Origin of the sequence: Shimia sp. (genome assembly GCF_049116215.1) — a bacterium.
In the GTDB taxonomy this organism is placed as follows: domain Bacteria; phylum Pseudomonadota; class Alphaproteobacteria; order Rhodobacterales; family Rhodobacteraceae; genus Shimia.
Window position 1 is genome coordinate 186,032 of sequence record NZ_JAGDZB010000004.1, and the last position, 19,978, is coordinate 206,009.

Genomic DNA, 19,978 nt, shown 5'->3' on the forward strand with positions numbered 1-19,978 from the left:
CGAAGAATGCTCAAGACCAAGTTCACTTGCCAGCGGAAGACGCCAGCCATCATTGTCGGGATGCTTATTGCAGCCACGGCACTATCGGGCTGTAGCGGCAACTGGCGTGCGAGCTTTAAGAGCAAGCGTGAGCGCATTGCCTTTGACGGCTTTGAGTACAAAGCGAAGGCCGATCAGGTGTCCAAAGAAGAACGTGATCATTTTGAGGTGATTGTCTCCCGTGCCAACCAAAGTTTGGACGGTGCGCGGCAGGCCGGTGGCTACGAGGCGGTGAAATACTGCATCAAAGAATACGGCACATCCAAAATGGATTGGGTGATCGGCCCGGAAACAGAAACAATCATCCCTGTGGATGACAAAATCAGACTCGAAGGATACTGCCGCCCGTGATCGGTTATCCGTCATATCCCGGCTGTTATTGCCTATCACAGCGGCTTTTGCCTCTGTCCTCCTTGGCAAAGGGTATCTTTGCCGATGCTAAAGGAGTGAGAAGATGATCCGACTGACATCTGTTTTTGTGGCCGCAACTCTGGCTTTGAGTGGCGCTGCCGTCGCCAAGCCACCTCTGCGTGAAGTGAAGGAAATCAATGACCCGTTGTATTGGGCGTTGGTGGCTTTTGAGATCAGTGAACACTGCGACACTATTGAGCCGCGTAAGCTCAAGGGTGTGGCTGATGGCTGGGGATTGGTGCGCAAAGCACGCAAACTTGGCTACACGGATGACGAAATCAAAGCATTCATTAAGTCGGACGAAGAGAAAGAACGCATGCGCCAGCGTGGTGATGCGTTTTTGAAACACAAAGGTGTCTCTTTGGAGAATCCGGAATCTGTCTGTGCGCTTGGTCGCGCGGAAATCGAAAGAAACAGCGCGATCGGCGTGTATTTGAGGGCGAAATAAGCGATGTCTGACCTCCGCAAGATCATCATCGACGAGACCGAAGTCGAGGTAGAGGGCGCAATGACCCTGATCCAGGCCTGTGAAGAAGCAGGCGTGGAAATCCCGCGCTTCTGCTATCACGAACGTCTCTCGATTGCCGGCAACTGCCGCATGTGTCTTGTCGAGGTTGTGGGCGGCCCGCCCAAGCCTGCCGCCTCCTGCGCTATGCAAGTGCGTGATCTGCGCCCAGGTCCGGAAGGCCAGCCGCCGGTGGTGAAAACCAACTCGCCAATGGTGAAAAAGGCGCGCGAAGGTGTGATGGAATTCATGCTGATCAACCACCCGCTGGATTGCCCGATCTGCGATCAGGGCGGCGAGTGTGATCTGCAGGATCAGGCCATGGCCTATGGCATCAGCGAAAACCGCTTCAAAGAAGGCAAGCGCGCCGTGGACGATCTGGACCTCGGTCCGCTTGTGTCCACCACTATGACGCGGTGCATTTCGTGCACCCGCTGTGTACGCTTCACCACCGAAGTTGCGGGCATCACTCAGATGGGCCAGACCGGCCGTGGCGAAGACGCAGAAATCACCAGCTATCTTAACCAGACTTTGGACAGCAACCTTCAAGGCAACATCATTGACCTGTGCCCGGTAGGCGCGTTGACCTCCAAGCCGTACAGCTTCACCGCCCGTCCTTGGGAACTGACCAAGACAGAAACCATCGACGTGATGGATGCGCTTGGCTCCAACATCCGTGTGGACACAAAAGGCCGGGAAGTGATGCGGATCCTGCCGCGCAACCACGATGGCGTGAACGAAGAGTGGATTTCGGACAAAACCCGCTTTGTCTGGGACGGCCTGCGCCGCCAGCGTCTGGATCAGCCTTACGTGCGTGTGGACGGCAAGCTGAAACCGGCCACGTGGGGGGAGGCGCTTGCCGCCACCGCTGACGTGATGAAAGGCAAAAAGGTTGCCGCGCTGGTCGGGGATCTTGCCCCAACCGAGGCGGTCTTTGCGCTCAAGCAGTTGGTCGAAGGTCTTGACGGCTCCATCGAATGCCGCACCAACGGCGCGCCACTGCCTACGGACAACCGTTCGGCCTATGTGGGCAACGCCTCTATCGAAGACATCGAGACCGCAAAAGAAATCTACCTGGTTGGCACCAACCCGCGCGACGAGGCGCCGGTGCTGAATGCCCGCATTCGCAAGGCTTGGACCAAAGGTGCCAACGTTACCGTGATCGGCCAGTCCGACATGGATCTGACCTATGACTATGCCGTTGCCGGCCCCGGCCGTGCGCCGCTGGCCAAGTTGGTCGCCACTGCAGAACCAAAAGACGGTGTGGTGGTGATCGTCGGCCAAGGGGCGCTTGGAGAAGGCGATGCCGTGGCCGTGCTGAGCCAATGTATGGCAGTCACCGAGAAGATGGGTGGCAAAATGCTGGTGTTGCACACCGCCGCGTCGCGCGTGGGTGCACTGGATGTGGGCGCGGTGACCGAAGGCGGGATGACCAAGGCGCTAGAGGGTGCTGAGGTGGTTTTCAATCTAGGCGCCGACGAAGTCGAAATCGCCGACGGTCCGATCGTGATTTATCAGGGGAGCCATGGAGATCGTGGCGCACATCGCGCAGACGTGATCCTGCCCGCGGCGGCTTACACCGAAGAAAACGGCCTGTTTGTGAACACCGAAGGTCGTCCTCAGTTGTCTATGCGCGCCGGGTTTGCACCGGGCCAAGCTAAGGAAAACTGGGCGATCTTGCGGGCGCTGAGCGCCGAACTGGATGCGCCATTGGCCTATGATAGCCTTGCTCAGCTGCGTCAGGCGCTCGTGGCCGCGGTGCCGCACCTGAAACAGATCGACCAAGTTGTCGAAAACGAGTGGCAACCAATCGCGCCTATCGAGTTGAAAAATGGCCGCTTCCCGGCGGTCGTAACCGACTTCTACCTGACCAACCCCATCGCCCGCGCCAGCACGCTGATGGCAGAGCTTTCTGCCGCTGCCAAAGCGCGCAACAACGCCAAAATCGCTGCGGAATAAGCCAAACACATGACTTTCACGCGTCCTCATATCTTGCTTGCTTCGGCCGCTTTGGCTGGGCTTTCGGCCTGCACGCCGCACCCCGAGACGGATGTGATGCGTGAGGATATGGCGTTTGAGCCAAAGTATGCAGGCGTGGACACCCGACTGCTGGAAGGCGATTTGGTGAACTTTCACGTCGCCATGACCGGCGCGCGCGATGAGAAAGACGTGCATGCCTACGCGGCATGTGCAGCGGCCCAATATGCGCTCATTCGCGGCTTTGGCTTTGCGCGGCATGTGCGTACAACAACAGATAATCAGGGCGACCTGTGGTCAGGGGATGCGGTTTACACCATCTCTGCCGCGCTGCCCCGTGGTCTCAAAACAATTGACGCTGAAGTCATTGTCGCGAACTGCGAAGACAACGGAATACCTACGGTGTGAGGACCCATGACTGAATTCTTTACCACCACGAACCTCGGCATCTTGCTCCTGACTTTGGGGCAGGTGCTGGCGGTTGTCGTGCCGCTTTTGGTGGCGCTGGCATTCCTGCTGTATGCCGACCGGAAAATCTGGGCTGCTGTGCAACTGCGCCGGGGGCCAAACGTCGTGGGTGTTTTTGGCCTGCTGCAAAGCTTTGCGGATTTCATCAAATACGCGGTGAAAGAGATCGTCTATCCGGCAGGCTCGGACAAGGTGGTCTTCCTGCTCGCACCGATGGTCAGCTTGGTCATGGCGCTGATCGCCTGGGCTGTGATCCCGTTCAACGACGGCTGGGTGGTGTCAGACATCAACGTCGCCATTCTCTACGTGATGGCGGTCAGCTCGTTGGAAGTTTACGGCGTGATCATGGGCGGTTGGGCGTCCAACTCCAAATACCCGTTCTTGGGCTCGCTGCGCTCTGCCGCGCAGATGATCTCTTACGAAGTCTCTCTTGGCCTGATCATCATTGGTGTGATCATCACCACCGGTTCGATGAACTTCGGAGACATTGTGAACGCACAGGACGGCAACTACGGCATTTTCAGCTGGTACTGGCTGCCACACTTCCCAATGATGTTCCTCTTCCTGATCTCGGCTATGGCGGAAACCAACCGCCCACCGTTTGACCTTCCCGAAGCGGAATCCGAACTCGTTGCAGGCTATCAGGTGGAATACTCCTCCACACCGTTCCTGCTGTTTATGATCGGTGAATATGTCGCCATCGTGCTGATGTGCGCGCTAGTGTCTCTGCTGTTCCTCGGCGGTTGGCTCTCCCCAATCCCGGGTCTGCCAGACGGCATTATCTGGATGCTGCTGAAGATCTGCTTTGTGTTCTTCATCTTCTCGATGGTGAAAGCCATCTCCCCGCGCTACCGCTACGACCAGCTGATGCGCATCGGTTGGAAAGTCTTCCTGCCCATGTCCCTGATCTGGGTGGTGCTGGTGTCGTTCCTTGCGAAATTTGAACTCTTCGGCGGTGCCTACGCCCGCTGGGCCATCGGAGGCTGATATGACGGCAATCGACTATAAACGCGCCGCTGGCTACTTCCTGCTGAAGGACTTCTTGGGCGGTTTCAAACTGGGCATGAAGTACTTCTTCAAACCCAAGGCCACCGTGAACTACCCACACGAAAAAGGTCCGCTGTCGCCACGTTTCCGCGGTGAGCACGCGCTGCGCCGTTATCCCAACGGCGAAGAGCGTTGCATTGCCTGTAAGCTGTGCGAAGCGATCTGCCCGGCACAAGCGATTACCATTGACGCCGAACCGCGCGAAGATGGCTCCCGTCGCACCACGCGCTATGACATCGACATGACCAAATGCATCTACTGTGGTTTCTGCCAAGAGGCCTGCCCGGTGGACGCGATTGTCGAAGGGCCAAACTTTGAATTTGCCACCGAAACCCGCGAAGAGCTGTTCTACGACAAAGAGAAGCTGCTGGAAAACGGCGCCCGTTGGGAAGCCGAGATTGCACGTAATCTCGAAATCGACGCGCCGTATCGCTGAGTTAGGAACCTAGGACCATGAGCGACAGCAAAAACCCATATCAGGCGATGTTCGCCCAGTATCAGGAGATGGCGAAGTCCTTCAATCCTGCGCTGGAAAGCTTCACGCCCAAAGGGTTTGAGGCGCTCTGGCCCACCATGCCCAAGGACGTCATGGAGATGTTCTTTGGCAACTCGATGAACAAAGGCGGCTTGGATGCCAAAACCCGCCTGCTGCTGACACTTGGCGCGCTCACCATGTTGGGTGCCCAGGCAGACGCACAAATCCGCCTCACACTCCGCCATCTGGTGGAAGTCGGGGCCACAAAACAAGAAATCGTGGAGACCATCGGCCAAATGTCGATGTTCGCCGGTATTCCCGCCACCACCCGCGCCATGGAACTGGTGCAGGAGGTCCTGGCGGACAAAGAGGGAAGTGACACATGACCATCGCGGATTATGCATTTTGGTTGTTTTCGATCTGTGTGATCGTCGGCGGCTTTTGCACCGTCATCAGCCGCAACCCGGTGCACTCGGTGCTGTGGTTGATCATGGCGTTTCTTAGCGCCGCGGGCCTGTTTGTGCTGCTGGGCGCAGAGTTTGTCGCGATGCTGCTGATCATCGTCTATGTCGGGGCGGTCGCCGTGCTCTTCCTGTTTGTGGTGATGATGCTGGATGTCGACTTTGCCGAACTCAAGGCAGGCATGGCGCAATATTTGCCACTCTCTCTCCTGATTGGTGCGATCCTTTTGATGCAACTGGGGATCGTTTTTGGGCCTTGGGAGTTTGCCGACACCGCGCAAAGCCTGCGCGCAGCCCCAACACCTACTGACACCCACAACACCGCAGCGCTGGGTCTGATCCTTTACGATCAGTACTTCCTGCTGTTCCAACTGTCCGGCCTGATCCTGCTGGTCGCGATGATCGGCGCAATTGTGCTGACCCTGCGCCACCGCAAAGACGTGAAGCGCCAGAACGTGCTGGAGCAGATGTGGCGTGACCCAGCCGACTCGATGGAATTGAAAGACGTAAAACCGGGGCAGGGGCTCTAAGCCCGCCTGAAGAGATAAAAAGAACCGAGGGACCAAATATGATTGGTTTGGAACACTACCTAGGCGTGGCGGCGACGCTCTTCGTCATCGGCATTTTCGGCCTCTTCCTGAACCGGAAGAACATCATCATTCTGTTGATGTCGATTGAACTCATCCTGCTGTCTGTGAACATCAACCTGGTGGCGTTCTCATCCTTCTTGGGTGACCTCACTGGACAGGTTTTCGCGCTCTTCGTGATGACCGTGGCGGCTGCAGAAGCAGCCATTGGCCTGGCGATCCTGGTCTCCTTCTTCCGCAACCGTGGCACCATCGCGGTCGAAGACGTCAACGTGATGAAAGGCTAAGCGATCATGGAAACGTTTATTCTCTTTGGGCCGCTGGTTGGCGCCCTGATCGCTGGCTTCGGTTGGCGGTTGATCGGTGAAAAAGCCGCACAATACCTGACAACCGCGATCTTGTTCTGGGCCTGTTTGCTGAGCTGGATTGTGTTCCTCGGCCTTGACGCCTCGCAGGTCAAACAAATCCATGTGTTGGACTTCATCCAATCGGGCCACCTCGACACCGCTTGGTCCATCCGCGTCGATCGCCTGACCGCGATCATGTTGATTGTTGTGACTTCGGTTTCTGCCCTCGTGCACCTCTACTCCATTGGCTACATGGCGCATGACGAGCATTGGACCGAAGACGAGAACTACAAAGCACGTTTCTTCGCGTATCTGTCTTTCTTTACCTTCACCATGCTGATGCTGGTGACTGCCGACAACCTGTTACAGATGTTCTTCGGCTGGGAAGGTGTGGGCGTCGCGTCTTACTTGCTCATTGGGTTCTACTACAAAAAACCGTCCGCCAACGCTGCCGCGATCAAAGCCTTTGTGGTCAACCGTGTCGGTGACTTCGGCTTCTTGCTGGGCATCTTTGCCATTTACATGCTGACCGACAGCATCAATTTTGACGACATCTTTGCCGCGGCACCTGCGCTGGCGGAAATGGAATTGCACTTCCTGTGGCGGGATTGGAATGCGGCCAACCTGATTGCGTTCTTGCTGTTCATCGGCGCAATGGGCAAATCGGCACAGCTGTTCCTGCACACTTGGTTGCCCGACGCGATGGAAGGTCCGACGCCTGTGTCCGCGCTGATCCACGCCGCAACCATGGTGACCGCGGGTGTCTTCCTTGTGTCTCGTATGTCGCCGCTGATCGAATACGCAGGTGACACCAAAGCGTTCATCGTCTTCATCGGCGCTTCAACTGCCTTTGTGGCGGCCACCATTGGCCTCGTGCAGAACGACATCAAACGCGTGATTGCTTACTCAACCATGTCTCAGCTGGGCTACATGTTTGTGGCTGCCGGCGTTGGTGTTTACTCCGCCGCGATGTTCCACCTGTTCACGCACGCTTTCTTCAAGGCGATGTTGTTCCTGGGCGCGGGCTCGGTGATCCACGCGATGCACCACGAGCAGGACATGCGCAACTACGGTGGTCTGCGCAAGAAGATCCCCTATACCTTCTGGGCGATGATGATCGGTACGCTGGCGATCACCGGCGTTGGCATCCCGCTGACCCACATTGGTTTTGCTGGCTTCCTGTCCAAAGACGCAATAATTGAAAGCGCCTGGGCCGGCACCGCAGGGGGCTACGGCTTCTGGATGCTGGTCATCGCAGCCATGCTCACCAGCTTCTACAGCTGGCGATTGATCTTTTTGACCTTCTTTGGTGAGGCGCGCGGCAACAAACACACGCATGATCACGCGCATGAAAGCCCGATGGTCATGTTGATCCCTCTGGGCGTTCTGTCCTTGGGTGCGATCTTTGCCGGGATGATTTGGTTTGGCTCCTTCTTTGGCGACCATGAAACGGTGAACAAATTCTACGGCGTACCATCGCACCATGCGGAAAGCAGCGAAGGTCACGGCGAAGAGGCTGCCCATGGTGATGACCATGCCAAAGACGAGACGCATGGCGATGATCACGCCGCTGCGAAAGATGCGCATCACGGCGAAGCACCAAAAGGCGCGATCTTCACCCATCCAGACAACCATGTGATGGACGACGCGCACCATGCCCCAAAATGGGTCAAGGTGAGCCCCTTCATCGCTATGGTCATTGGTCTGGTGTTTGCCCTGTGGTTCTATATTTGGAACCCATCCATGCCGGCACGTGCCGCTGAGGCGCAGCGTCCACTCTACCTGTTCCTGTTGAACAAGTGGTACTTTGACGAAGCCTACAACTTCCTATTTGTACGCCCTGCCGCCGCCATTGGCCGCTTCCTGTGGAAACGTGGGGACGGTGACGTGATTGATGGTTCTCTTAATGGGATTGCGATGGGCTTTGTGCCGATGCTCACCCGTCTCGCGGGCCGTGCCCAAACCGGTTACGTCTTTACCTATGCCCTAGCCATGGTGATCGGCATCGTTGCCCTCATCACCCTGATGACGCTCAGCGGAGGAGCGCACTAATGAACGACAGCTTGCTCTCCCTGGTCACGTTTATCCCGACCTTTGCAGCTCTGATCCTTCTGGTCTTTCTGCGCGGTGAGGATGATATGGCTCAGCGCAACGCCAAACGCGTTGCTTTGACTGCGACCATCATCACCTTCTTGATGTCCCTCTTTGTGCTCGCGGGCTTTGATCCCGACGACACCGGCTTCCAATTTGTCGAAGAACGCGACTGGCTGATGGGGCTGAAATACAAACTGGGTGTCGATGGCATTTCGATCCTGTTTGTCATGCTTACCACCTTCATGATGCCATTGGTGATCTGGGCCTCTTGGGATGTGAAATCTCGCGTGAAGGAATACATGATTGCCTTCCTGCTGCTGGAAACGCTGATGCTTGGCGTGTTCATGGCGCTGGATCTGGTGCTGTTCTATCTGTTCTTCGAAGCAGGGCTGATCCCAATGTTCCTGATCATCGGGATTTGGGGTGGCGCTAACCGCATCTACGCATCGTTTAAGTTCTTCCTCTACACCTTCCTTGGTTCCGTGCTGATGCTGGTGGCGATGGTCGCGATGTTTGTGAACGCGGGCACCACCGACATTCCAACATTGATGGCACATGAGTTTGCCTCTGAAACCATGAGTGTCATGGGCATCACTATAATCGGTGGCATGCAGACCATCTTGTTCCTGGCCTTCTTCGCGTCCTTCGCCGTGAAGATGCCAATGTGGCCGGTGCACACCTGGTTGCCGGATGCCCACGTTCAGGCACCAACAGCTGGTTCCGTTGTGCTTGCGGCCATCCTATTGAAGATGGGTGGCTATGGCTTCCTGCGTTTCTCTCTGCCGATGTTCCCAATTGGCGCAGAGGTCATGACCCCTCTGGTGATGTGGATGTCGGCAATTGCGATTGTCTACACATCGCTGGTCGCCTTTGTGCAAGAAGACATGAAGAAGCTGATTGCCTATTCTTCGGTGGCTCACATGGGCTACGTGACCATGGGCATCTTTGCCGCCAACCAACAAGGCATTGATGGCGCGATCTTCCAGATGATCAGCCACGGCTTCATCTCCGGCGCGCTCTTCCTTTGTGTGGGCGTAATCTATGACCGCATGCACACCCGTGAAATCGACGCTTACGGTGGTCTTGTGAACCGTATGCCAGCCTATGCGCTGATCTTCATGTTCTTCACCATGGCCAACGTCGGCCTGCCAGGCACCTCCGGCTTTGTCGGCGAATTCCTGACCCTGATGGGTGTGTTCCAGGTCAACACTTGGGTGGCACTGATCGCCACATCCGGTGTGATCCTTTCTGCAGCCTATGCGTTGTGGCTCTACCGCCGCGTTGTGATGGGCGATCTGATCAAGGAAAGCCTGAAGACCATCAACGACATGACCCGCCGCGAAAAGATGATCTTTGCGCCTTTGGTTGCCATGACACTGATTCTGGGTGTCTACCCATCACTGGTCACCGACATCATTGGGCCCTCTGTCGAGAACCTGATTTCCAACTATGACACCGCACTGGCCAATGGCGCTTCCGCCAGCCAGACGGCATCGCACTAAGGAGCGCTTGAGATATGATCCAGGCTGACCTGAATATCATCTTGCCGGAAATTCTGCTGGCGATTTACGCCATGCTGGCGCTGCTTGCAGTGGTCTACACCGGCAAAGACAAAATGGCGCCGATGCTGACATGGCTCACCGCCGGTGTGTTTGCATTGCTGGCTGTGTGGATTGGCGTGTCCGGTTCCGGCGACAATGTCGCGTTTAGCGGCATGTTCCATGACGACGCGTTCTCCCGCTTTGCCAAAGTGGCGATGTTGCTGGCAGGTGCTGCAGTGCTCGTGATGGGCGCGGACTACATGCAGCGCCGCAATATGTTGCGATTTGAGTATCCAATCCTCGTGGCACTGGCCATGGTGGGTATGATGACCATGGTATCCGCAGGCGATCTGATGACGCTCTACATGGGGCTCGAGCTACAATCCTTGGCGCTCTACGTGGTGGCTACGCTGCGCCGCGATGGTGTGAAATCCACAGAAGCAGGCATGAAATACTTCCTGCTTGGTGCTTTGTCCTCCGGTCTGCTGCTCTACGGCTCCTCGCTGGTCTACGGCTTTGCGGGCACCACCACATTTGCAGGCATCATCGAAGCGGTTGGCCACGGCCACACTCCGTTGGGTCTTCTGTTTGGTCTGACCTTCGTGATCTCCGGCCTCGCGTTCAAAGTGTCCGCAGTGCCATTCCACATGTGGACACCGGACGTCTATGAAGGAGCGCCAACCCCGATCACTGCGTTTTTTGCTACAGCCCCTAAACTGGCGGCCATGGGCCTCTTTGCCCGCGTGCTGTTTGACGCCTTTGGTGGTGTGGTTGGTGACTGGCAACAGATCATTGCGCTGCTGTCTGTTTTGTCGATGTTCCTCGGTGCCGTGGCCGCGATTGGCCAAACCAACATCAAACGGCTGATGGCGTACTCGTCTATCGCCCATATGGGCTACGCTCTGATGGGCCTTGCAGCTGGCACGGCACTGGGTGTCGAAGCAATGTTGGTCTACATGACGATCTATGTGACCATGAACGTGGGCACCTTTGCCTTCATCCTGTCGATGGAAAAAGACGGCCAGCCGGTCACCGATATCGCCTCGCTGAACATGTACAGCAAGCAGTCATCCGGTCGGGCGCTGGCGCTGTTGTTCCTGCTGTTCTCGCTGGCAGGTGTGCCGCCGTTCCTTGGCTTCTTTGGCAAACTTTACGTGCTGCGCGCCGCCTATGAAGGTGGGCTGGCATGGCTGGCAATTGCCGGTGTCGTGGCTTCTGTCATTGGCGCGTTCTACTACCTGCGCATCGTGTTCTACATGTACTTTGGCGAAGAGGGAGACGCTCTGGACGCGCCGCGCTCCATGGTTCAGCAAGTGTTGCTGATGGCCAGTGCCGCGATCATGCTGCTTGGCATCGTCAACTTCTTTGGTGTGGATGCAGCTGCTCAGGCTGCCGCAGCCGCTCTGATGCCACATTGATCGCAGAAATATGCAATTGAACGTGACGCGCCCCACCGGGGCGCGTTGCTGTTTTTGACAACTGTTGAAAGACACCGCGGACATGAACACTTGGCCTGAAGGATACGGTCGCCGCGTGCTGGCCGAAGTGGACAGCACCAATGCCGAGGCAGCGCGCATCGCGCCAGATTTGCCTGGGCCGGAGTGGATATTGGGCCTGCGTCAAACCCAAGGTCGTGGCCGTCGCGGCAGAGCGTGGGTTGATCCAATTGGCAATTTCGCCGGCACATTGGTGATGCGTCCCGCCGAAACACCAGACCAAGTGGCGCTGCGTTCTTTTGTGGCCTCTCTCGCGCTCTATGACGCCTTTGTCGCGGTCACTGGCCGTCCTGATGGCCTGGCGCTGAAATGGCCCAATGACGTGCTTCTGAACGGCGGTAAGGTCGCAGGCATCCTTTTGGAAAGCACGGGCATGGTTGGCGGTGCTGTAAGCCATATTGCCATCGGCATCGGCGTAAATCTGGCCCATGCGCCTGACACGGGCGCTGTAGAAAGCCAGGCCACACGTCCGGTTTCTCTGTTGAGTGAAACCGGTGCGTCGGTGTCGCCGGAAGAGTTCCTTGATGCGCTTGCCCCGGTCTATGCCCGATGGGAAACCCAGTTTGTCACCTATGGTTTCGAACCCATCCGCACCGCCTGGCTTGCCCGCGCGGCACGTATTGGAGAGGTCATCACCGCACGTACCACCCGTGACGAAACGACCGGAACCTTTGAAACGGTGGACAGCGCGGGCAATCTCGTGTTGAAGACCGCAAAAGACCGCGTGGCCATTCCCGCGGCAGATATCTTTTTCTGATCCGCGTGAAAGGGGATCTTACCCATGCTTCTCGCCATTGACTGCGGCAATACCAACACCGTGTTCTCCATTTGGGACGGGGAAAAGTTTCTCTGCACCCTGCGCACATCTACCCACCACGCGCGGACGGCGGATGCCTATTTCACGTGGTACTCTACGCTGATCAATCACTACGGCATCGACGCGGATATCACCGACGTGATCATTTCCTCCACCGTGCCGCGCGTGGTCTTTAACCTGCGCGTTTTTGCGGACAGATTTTTCAATTGCCGCCCGCTGGTGGTGGGTAAACCGGACTGCAAATTGCCCGTAGCACCGCGCGTGGATCAAGGCACCCAGCCCGGTCCAGACCGCTTGGCCAATGCTGTGGCGGCCTATGAACGTCACGGCGGCAATGTGGTGGTTGTCGATTTTGGCACCGCAACCAACTTTGACGTGGTGGCCGAGGACGGCGCATATGTAGGCGGCGTGATTGCCCCTGGCGTGAACCTGTCACTGGAAGCGCTGCACTCCGGGGCGGCTGCCTTGCCGCATGTGGACATCAGCCAACCTGAAAAAGTGATCGGAACGAACACGGTCGGTTGTATCCAGTCCGGGGTGTTCTGGGGTTACACCGGACTGATTGAAGGCATCATTGCCCGCATTAAAGCGGAATACGGCGCCCCTATGAAAGTGGTGGGCACAGGCGGTCTTGCGCCGCTGTTTGAACAAGGCGACAGCCTGTTTGACACCATCGAAGACGATTTGACGATGCACGGCCTGACCGTGATCCATACACACAACAAGGAGCAGGGCGCATGAGCGACCGCTTGATCTATTTGCCGCTTGGCGGCTCCGGCGAAATTGGCATGAACGCCTATGTTTATGGCTACGGGCCCGCCGACAACGAACGGCTTATCCTGGTCGACATTGGCGTGGCGTTTTCTGACATGGAAACCAGCCCCGGCGTCGATCTGATTTTTGCCGACATCAAATGGCTGGAAGAGAACAAACACCGGCTTGAGGCGGTGTTTATCACCCACGGCCACGAAGACCACATCGGCGCTATTGGCCATTATTGGGACCGTCTTGAGGTTCCGGTATACGCCCGCGCCTTCACCGCCAATTTGGCCCGTCACAAGATGGCGGACCGCGGTCAGCCGGAAGAGATGATCCGCACTGTGTCCGCATGGCCGGAAACCACTGATGCAGGGCCCTTCAAAGTGGGTTTCCTGCCTATCAGCCACTCCATTCCAGAAAGCGCTGCTTTGGTGATCGACACACCTGCGGGTCGCGTGATCCATTCCGGCGACTTCAAGCTGGACGAAACCCCTCTGGTGGGGGAACCGTTTGATCCGGAACTCTGGGCCGAGGTGTCCAAAGACGGTGTCAAAGCGCTGATCTGTGACTCCACCAACGTCTTCTCTCCCCATGCAGGCCGCTCCGAGGCCTCTGTTGGTCCGGAGATTGAAAAACTGGTCTCGGAAGCATCCAACATGGTTGTCGCGACGACCTTTGCGTCTAACGTCGCCCGTGTAAAAACCCTGGCCCAAGCTGGCGAACGGGCAGGGCGCTCCATCTGTTTGATGGGCCGCGCCATGCGCCGCATGATCGAAGCCGCGATGCAGACAGGCGTGTTGTCAGACTTCCCCAAAGTGGTCAGCCCGGAAGACGCCGCGTCCATTCCGCGTGAAAACCTCATGCTACTGGTCACCGGCTCTCAAGGGGAACGCCGTGCCGCCAGTGCCCAACTGGCACGCGGCAAGTACAATGGCATCACGCTGAAAGAGGGCGACCTCTTCCTGTTCAGTTCAAAAACCATTCCGGGCAACGAAAAAGGTGTGTTCCGCATCATCAACCAATTCTCCGAAATGGGGGTGGATGTGGTGGATGACAGCTCCGGGAAATACCACGTCTCCGGCCACGCCAACCGTCCGGACTTGTTGCGTCTGCATGACATCGTGAACCCAACCATGGTGATCCCCAACCACGGCGAGCACCGTCACCTGCGCGAACATGCCAAGCTGGCCAATGACAACGGTCGGGCGTCCATCGTGGCCGTAAACGGCACCATGCTGGATCTCTCCGGCGAGCAGCCGTCGATTGCGGGCTATGTGGAAACCGGGCGCACCTATCTGGATGGCAACACCCAGATCGGGGCGATGGATGGCATCATCCGGGACCGTATCCGCATGGCGCTGAATGGCCATGTGATCGTCACCGTTCTGCTCGATGAAGACGACGAGCCACTGGGCGATGCCTGGTGTGAGCTGATGGGCTTGCCAGAACTGGGCCGGTCCCAAGCGCCGCTGGTGGATGTTCTCGAAGAAGACGTCACGCAGTTCCTTGGACGTGCCAAAGAGAAAACGCTGCGTGATGACGACAAGATCGAAGGCGATATCCGCCGTATCGTGCGCAATTCTGCCCGTGACGAGATTGGCAAAAAGCCTGAGGTCACGGTGATTGTCAGCCGCTTGAGTTAAGCTCAAGCGGCAGCATCGCCTCTTAGAATTGATAGAAAGCTACGGTCCGCGGGTTTAAGGCGCGCGGACCAAAAGCTGTACAAGCTTGCGTGTCAGTGGTGCGAGCACGAGCACAAGCGGAAACGCCACCATCCAGCTTGTGACCCAGGCGCCAAGCCATGTGGCCACAAAGTTCTGGGCAAACCCACTCACATGCCAAGTTGAGATAAAGGTGACCACATTGGTCATCATCCCGGACAGGATCAGGCCAAAAAGGATGGGGGCAAATCGCGCCGGGATCATTGGGTTCCTTGTTCGCGGCGCTCGTCAAAACTCATCGCGATAAAGCTGGGCATGTGATCACCCATGCCGACAACTTTGTTGCCGTCATCCCGCCGGTCGTTGCGACCACGACTCCGTCCACGACGGTTGTTGTCGTCCCGACCGCTGCGATTGTTGTCTTCCCGGTCACGTCCACGGCTGTCATCGCGCTTGCGCTTGTCGTCTTTTGCCGGTGCCTCAACGGTTTCAACCGCCTCTGGATTTGCTTCCACCTTCGGCGTGGCATCTTCTTTGGCTTTGCGAGGTTTGCGCGGCTCAATTTTCACTGGGTTTTCAATGCGCGGGATCTCTTTCTGGATTAGCGCCTCAACCGCGTCATATTGCTTCTCATCACGTGGGCTGCAAATGGTGATAGCTTTGCCTTCACGGCCCGCGCGCCCTGTGCGGCCAATGCGGTGCACATAGTCTTCGGCATGACCGGGAACATCAAAGTTGAACACGTGGCTCACGCTTGGCACGTCCAAACCACGGGCAGCCACATCAGACGCCACCAGAATGCGCAACTCGCCATTGCGGAAGCTTTCCAGCGTGCGTGTCCGTTGTGACTGATCCAGGTCGCCATGAATAGGCGCAGCGTCATAGCCGTATTTCTTCAATGACTTGGCACAGATATCCACGTCGGTTTTACGGTTACAGAAGATGATCGCGTTGGTGCATTTGTCAGCTTCCGCGTCAATCAATGCCCGCAAAACTTTCCGCTTCTCGCTGCCTTCGCGGTCCCGACGGGATGCTTTGAACATCACAACGCCTTGCTCAATGGTTTCGCTGGCGGTTGCCTGGCGCGCCACTTCGACACGCTCCGGGTTGGACAGGAAGGTGTTGGTGATGCGCTCGATTTCCGGGGCCATGGTGGCAGAGAAAAACAGCGTTTGCCGTGTGAAAGGCGTCAGGCCAAAAATGCGTTCGATATCGGGAATAAAGCCCATATCCAGCATCCGGTCCGCTTCGTCGACAACCATGACTTTCACGTCAGACAAGATCAGCTTTCCGCGCTCAAAATGGTCCAGCAACCGGCCAGGTGTGGCAATCAGAACGTCGACGCCTTTGTCGATGATGGTCTCTTGCTCCTTGAAGCTCACCCCGCCAATCAGCAGCGCTTTGGTCAGCTTCAAGTGTTTGGAATAGGTGTCAAAGTTCTCAGCTACCTGAGCCGCCAACTCGCGGGTTGGGCACAGCACCAAGCTGCGTGGCATCCGTGCGCGGGCGCGTCCACGGGCAAGCAGAGACAGCATTGGCAGCGTGAAGCTGGCCGTCTTACCGGTGCCGGTTTGAGCAATGCCAAGCACATCGCGACCGTCCAATGCAGAAGGAATCGCCCCTGCCTGAATTGGGGTTGGGGTTTCATAGCCCGCTTCGGTAATCGCTTTGAGTACCTTCGGGTTGAGGTTCAGGTCAGAAAATTTTGTCATTTGTATCCGTGGTTTACGGACACTTTTTGGCCCGTAGCGGCGCTTTGGATCGGGTCCGTCTGACCCCGCGTCTATGGCGTTTTTGATCCACGGGGCCTTCTATCGCACCTGTGGCTTCAGGTCAATGTAACCGAATATGTACCAAAGACTTGGCGCAATGCGGAAACATTAGACCTCAAACCGTGGGAAGTGTTTCTGTCTTTTGGCGTCCAGGTCCAAGTCATGGCTGCGCAGAAGGCCCCGCGCATCGAGCTTCGCTTGTAGCTCCGGCGTCGCCACACACACTTCCTGATAAAACTGCCGCAACCCGTCCGGTTCCTCCGCCAAATGCGCAAACAATCTGTGGAGATTTAGGCCGCCTTGGTCTTCTGGCACGGCCGAGCCCAACTCATCGCGATAAGAGCCTTTCTTGTGGCGATAGGCAAAACTCTCCATCCAATGATCCCAGCTGGTCGTGTGCAAATGCAGCAGGGCAACGTCCGTCAGTTCAATCTGACCAGGGTTATGGCGGCCGTTCTGCACCACATTGTGGATCTTGATCGCCATGTCTTTCTGCCCAGTACGTAGAAACATCTTCCCAGCGACATGGCTGACAAAGCCGTTTTTCAGGTAAGGCGCAAAGTTCGGATACACCTCCGCAACGATCTGATCGCGCGTGGACTTGTCGGAAATGAAGCTTTTGAAATGCACAACGTCGCTTGTTCCAACGGATGCCATCGCCTCGGCGGGTCGGACCCGCGCAACCAAGCAGTCTTGCGGAAGCGCGGCCAGCTGGTCTGTGATGGGACGATCCGGCCACAAAAACTCATCAACATCGATATGCAGCAGCCAATCAACTTTCTTGGCGCGACTGTAGGCGTGTCGCACATTGAAGGATTGGCGGGGCTGGTGCATCGGCGGCTTTTTCCCGCGCGTCTTCGTCCAATAGTTGTCGCCGGTGCGCACCACGGTCAGCTGCGGATGCGGCTTGAGATGCTCTTTGGCCTCCGGATTGGCCGCGTCCAAATAGATCCACACATGTGTTGCACCCAGATCGAGGTGGTGGGCGACAAAATTCAAAATATCAGCGGCGGGCGCCTTGATGGTTGCTACCACACCCCAGGTCGGTGCCTCGGTGCTCATTTGCGCCCCTGCTGGCGCTCTTTCTTGGCCCGCATCTGTGCCAACCGACGGAATACACCGCCGGGTTCTTCGATCAGCTCCTGCAAGAGGTGGTCCACCAAGGGCGCGATCACCGGATCAGATTTTCCCAGCTCCCAAATTGGCGTGATCACGTTGATGTCCAGCCCCCCGTGGATCAGCGAAAACGGCTCCATGTCGAGTGGCAACCGTGTCTTTACACGTTTGCCAAACCCATACGCCTTGCTGGGCTCCAACCCGCTGAAGCTGCGCTCAAATTCATAAAGCTTCATCATGCCAAACAACATGCGCAGCCCTTGGCCAACCTCACGCTGCGCCGCTGTTTCCCCGTGGTCCGCAAAAGTTTGCACCGAACTCACCAGCCACCGCAGACTCAACTCGGAAATCAGATGTTCGGCCTCTTCGCCCCAAAGCCGACAAAACAGTGCTGGGGTTTGTGGGGGATGCTCTCGTTTGCGCAGGTTGGAAATCAACTGGGCATTCAAAAAGGCCAGTTCGCTGGCACCAATGAACTCTTCTGCAATCTGCCCCCGTTTGCGGGCCCAACTAGTGTTTGGGTCGGCAGGTCCTTTTTGCGTTGCGCGCTCCGGCACAACCGCATTCCTCAGCACCGTCAGGTTCACATCCAAGGGCGGCAGGTCTTCGGGGCCAAAATCAAACGGCTCGCGCCGCCCGTCATAGCGCTCCATCATATAGGCGTAACCGCCCGGATAGGTGAGGTTTTTTTCAGACATGGCGTGATGTTTGCACGGGGGGAAACCCCGTGCAATCGCAGAGTGTATCAGACCATCATTTCCTTGGTCGCGCTCAGCGTGACATCCGGATAGTCGCGCGCAACGCGGTCAATGTCCCATTGCAAACGCGTCAGGAATACCACATCGCCATCGTTGTCGTAGCTGATGTGCTGTTTGTTCATATCCGCAAACTTTTCAACAGCTTGACGTTCACCGTGCACCCAACGTGCCGAGGTGAACTGGCTCTGGTCAAAGCGCACGGGCAAGCCGTATTCCATCTCAATCCGGCTGGCGAGCACTTCAAACTGAAGCTGACCAACCACGCCCACAATGAAGCCTGAGCCAATCATTGGCTTGAACACCTTCGCTGCACCTTCTTCTGCAAACTGCATCAGTGCCTTTTCAAGGTGCTTGGCTTTCAATGGATCGCCGGCACGCACGCCTTGCAGCAGTTCCGGCGCAAAGCTCGGAATGCCAGACACCCGCAGTGCTTCGCCTTCGGTCAGCGTGTCGCCAATGCGCAGCTGCCCGTGGTTGGGAATGCCAATGATGTCGCCCGCCCAGGCCTCTTCAGCCAATTCGCGATCAGACGCCAGGAACAGCACTGGGTTGGAAATCGCCATCGGCTTTTTGGTGCGCACATGGGTCAGCTTCATACCACGTTTGAAGTGGCCGGATGCCATCCGCACAAACGCCACGCGGTCACGGTGTTTTGGGTCCATGTTGGCTTGAACCTTAAACACAAACCCAGCGACCTTTTTCTCTTCGGGCGAAATTTTGCGCGGTTCCGCGGTCTGAATCTGCGGCTCTGGCCCGTAGGTGCCAATGCCATCCATCAGTTCTTTTACGCCAAAGGAGTTGATCGCAGAGCCAAACCAGATCGGCGTCATGTGCCCTTCCAGCACCGCCTGCGGGTCAAGCGTTGGCAACAGCTCTTTGGCCATCTCAACTTCTTCTCGCAGCTGTTCCAGCAGGTGCTCAGGAATGTGGTCCGCCAGCTTGGGGTCAGCCAGGCTTTCAATCTGAACGCTTTCGGCGACCACATTCCGGTCGGCCCGATCCATCAGCTCCAGCCGGTCATTGAGCATGTCATAGGTGCCCATGAACTCACGGCCCACACCAATCGGCCAGCTGGCCGGGGTCACGTCAATCGCGAGGTTTTCTTGGATTTCGTCAATAATGTCGAAGGTATCGCGACTTTCGCGGTCCATTTTGTTACAGAAGGTCAAAATGGGCAGGTCGCGCAGGCGGCACACTTCAAACAGTTTCTGCGTCTGGCTTTCCACACCTTTGGCGCCGTCAATCACCATCACCGCAGCGTCCACAGCGGTCAGCGTGCGATAGGTGTCCTCAGAGAAGTCACTGTGGCCCGGCGTGTCCACCAGATTGAAGCGGAAATTTCCAAAATCAAACGACATGGCAGAGGCCGACACGGAAATCCCGCGGTCTTTTTCCATCTGCATGAAGTCGGATCGCGTGCGGCGTGCCTCCCCTTTGGCCCGCACCTGACCCGCCATCTGAATCGCGCCACCATAAAGGAGGAACTTTTCGGTCAGCGTGGTCTTACCGGCGTCCGGGTGCGAGATGATCGCAAAGGTGCGACGGCGCGCAATCTCGGGCGGCAATTCGGGGCGGTTTGTCTGCGTGTCCAACATGTCCGCGCGTATAGGTCGCAAAGTGCCAATTCGCAAGGAAAAGCGGCGGGTC

At 57.0% G+C, this 19,978-nt stretch carries 20 protein-coding genes; 15 read left to right on the forward strand and 5 right to left on the reverse strand.

Translation table 11 applies throughout. The features are described from left to right. Positions 1–6 precede the first annotated feature (6 nt). The 15 genes from JXR15_RS14320 (at position 7) to JXR15_RS14390 (ending at position 14,667) form a co-directional block, all read left to right on the forward strand. The gene (locus tag JXR15_RS14320; protein WP_422053889.1) at positions 7–390 is read left to right on the forward strand and encodes a hypothetical protein; all 384 of its coding nucleotides are present in this window, start codon (positions 7–9) and stop codon (positions 388–390) included. Between the two features lie 103 nt (positions 391–493). Continuing rightward, on the forward strand, positions 494–898 hold the full coding sequence (locus JXR15_RS14325) for a DUF5333 domain-containing protein (protein ID WP_422053890.1): 405 nt from the start codon (positions 494–496) through the stop codon (positions 896–898). 3 nt (positions 899–901) lie between these two features. Further along, positions 902–2,914 (forward strand): NADH-quinone oxidoreductase subunit NuoG, encoded by a 2,013-nt coding sequence (gene nuoG, locus JXR15_RS14330; RefSeq protein WP_422053891.1) that lies wholly within the window; start codon positions 902–904, stop codon positions 2,912–2,914. Between the two features lie 9 nt (positions 2,915–2,923). Then, entirely contained in the window at positions 2,924–3,340 is a 417-nt protein-coding gene (locus JXR15_RS14335) for a hypothetical protein (protein WP_422053892.1), read from the forward strand. A gap of 6 nt (positions 3,341–3,346) precedes the next feature. Beyond that, positions 3,347–4,387 carry an NADH-quinone oxidoreductase subunit NuoH gene (gene nuoH / locus JXR15_RS14340; protein WP_422053893.1) on the forward strand — a complete coding sequence of 347 codons (1,041 nt, stop codon included), beginning with the start codon at positions 3,347–3,349 and terminating at the stop codon, positions 4,385–4,387. 1 nt (position 4,388) lies between these two features. After that, entirely contained in the window at positions 4,389–4,883 is a 495-nt protein-coding gene (gene nuoI, locus JXR15_RS14345) for an NADH-quinone oxidoreductase subunit NuoI (protein WP_294117382.1), read from the forward strand. Positions 4,884–4,900: 17 nt separating this feature from the next. Next, complete coding sequence (locus JXR15_RS14350; protein WP_422053894.1) at positions 4,901–5,308, forward strand: carboxymuconolactone decarboxylase family protein; 408 nt, start codon at positions 4,901–4,903, stop codon at positions 5,306–5,308. Beyond that, the gene (locus JXR15_RS14355) at positions 5,305–5,913 is read left to right on the forward strand and encodes an NADH-quinone oxidoreductase subunit J (RefSeq protein ID WP_422053895.1); all 609 of its coding nucleotides are present in this window, start codon (positions 5,305–5,307) and stop codon (positions 5,911–5,913) included. Before JXR15_RS14350 ends, JXR15_RS14355 begins: the two co-directional genes overlap by 4 nt. A gap of 38 nt (positions 5,914–5,951) precedes the next feature. Beyond that, positions 5,952–6,257, forward strand: coding sequence for an NADH-quinone oxidoreductase subunit NuoK (nuoK, locus tag JXR15_RS14360; RefSeq protein ID WP_422053896.1), 306 nt, complete (start codon positions 5,952–5,954; stop codon positions 6,255–6,257). Positions 6,258–6,263: 6 nt separating this feature from the next. Continuing rightward, on the forward strand, positions 6,264–8,369 hold the full coding sequence (gene nuoL, locus JXR15_RS14365; RefSeq protein ID WP_422053897.1) for an NADH-quinone oxidoreductase subunit L: 2,106 nt from the start codon (positions 6,264–6,266) through the stop codon (positions 8,367–8,369). Next, a complete protein-coding gene (locus JXR15_RS14370; RefSeq protein ID WP_422053898.1) occupies positions 8,369–9,913 on the forward strand; it encodes an NADH-quinone oxidoreductase subunit M in 1,545 nt (514 codons plus the stop codon). Before nuoL ends, JXR15_RS14370 begins: the two co-directional genes overlap by 1 nt. 14 nt (positions 9,914–9,927) lie before the next feature. Then, positions 9,928–11,370 carry an NADH-quinone oxidoreductase subunit NuoN gene (nuoN, locus tag JXR15_RS14375; RefSeq protein ID WP_422053899.1) on the forward strand — a complete coding sequence of 481 codons (1,443 nt, stop codon included), beginning with the start codon at positions 9,928–9,930 and terminating at the stop codon, positions 11,368–11,370. 82 nt (positions 11,371–11,452) lie between these two features. Beyond that, entirely contained in the window at positions 11,453–12,205 is a 753-nt protein-coding gene (locus JXR15_RS14380) for a biotin--[acetyl-CoA-carboxylase] ligase (RefSeq protein ID WP_422053900.1), read from the forward strand. Positions 12,206–12,229: 24 nt separating this feature from the next. Next, the gene (locus tag JXR15_RS14385) at positions 12,230–13,006 is read left to right on the forward strand and encodes a type III pantothenate kinase (RefSeq protein WP_299427415.1); all 777 of its coding nucleotides are present in this window, start codon (positions 12,230–12,232) and stop codon (positions 13,004–13,006) included. Next, positions 13,003–14,667, forward strand: a complete 1,665-nt coding sequence (locus JXR15_RS14390) for a ribonuclease J (protein ID WP_422053901.1) — start codon at positions 13,003–13,005, stop codon at positions 14,665–14,667. Before JXR15_RS14385 ends, JXR15_RS14390 begins: the two co-directional genes overlap by 4 nt. 54 nt (positions 14,668–14,721) lie before the next feature. On the opposite strand, the gene JXR15_RS14395 is transcribed toward JXR15_RS14390, so the two are convergent. The 5 genes from JXR15_RS14395 to JXR15_RS14415 all read right to left on the reverse strand — a co-directional run bounded on the left by JXR15_RS14395 (position 14,722) and on the right by JXR15_RS14415 (position 19,926). Further along, positions 14,722–14,949, reverse strand: a complete 228-nt coding sequence (locus tag JXR15_RS14395) for a DUF2798 domain-containing protein (RefSeq protein ID WP_422053902.1) — start codon at positions 14,947–14,949, stop codon at positions 14,722–14,724. Beyond that, complete coding sequence (locus JXR15_RS14400) at positions 14,946–16,397, reverse strand: DEAD/DEAH box helicase (RefSeq protein ID WP_422053903.1); 1,452 nt, start codon at positions 16,395–16,397, stop codon at positions 14,946–14,948. The genes JXR15_RS14395 and JXR15_RS14400 overlap by 4 nt, the downstream gene beginning before the upstream one ends. 168 nt (positions 16,398–16,565) lie before the next feature. Next, complete coding sequence (locus JXR15_RS14405; RefSeq protein ID WP_422053904.1) at positions 16,566–17,519, reverse strand: glycosyltransferase family 2 protein; 954 nt, start codon at positions 17,517–17,519, stop codon at positions 16,566–16,568. Next, positions 17,516–18,271, reverse strand: a complete 756-nt coding sequence (locus tag JXR15_RS14410; RefSeq protein ID WP_422053905.1) for a hypothetical protein — start codon at positions 18,269–18,271, stop codon at positions 17,516–17,518. Before JXR15_RS14410 ends, JXR15_RS14405 begins: the two co-directional genes overlap by 4 nt. A 47-nt stretch (positions 18,272–18,318) precedes the next feature. Next, on the reverse strand, positions 18,319–19,926 hold the full coding sequence (locus tag JXR15_RS14415; RefSeq protein WP_422053906.1) for a peptide chain release factor 3: 1,608 nt from the start codon (positions 19,924–19,926) through the stop codon (positions 18,319–18,321). Between the last annotated feature and the right edge of the window lie 52 nt (positions 19,927–19,978).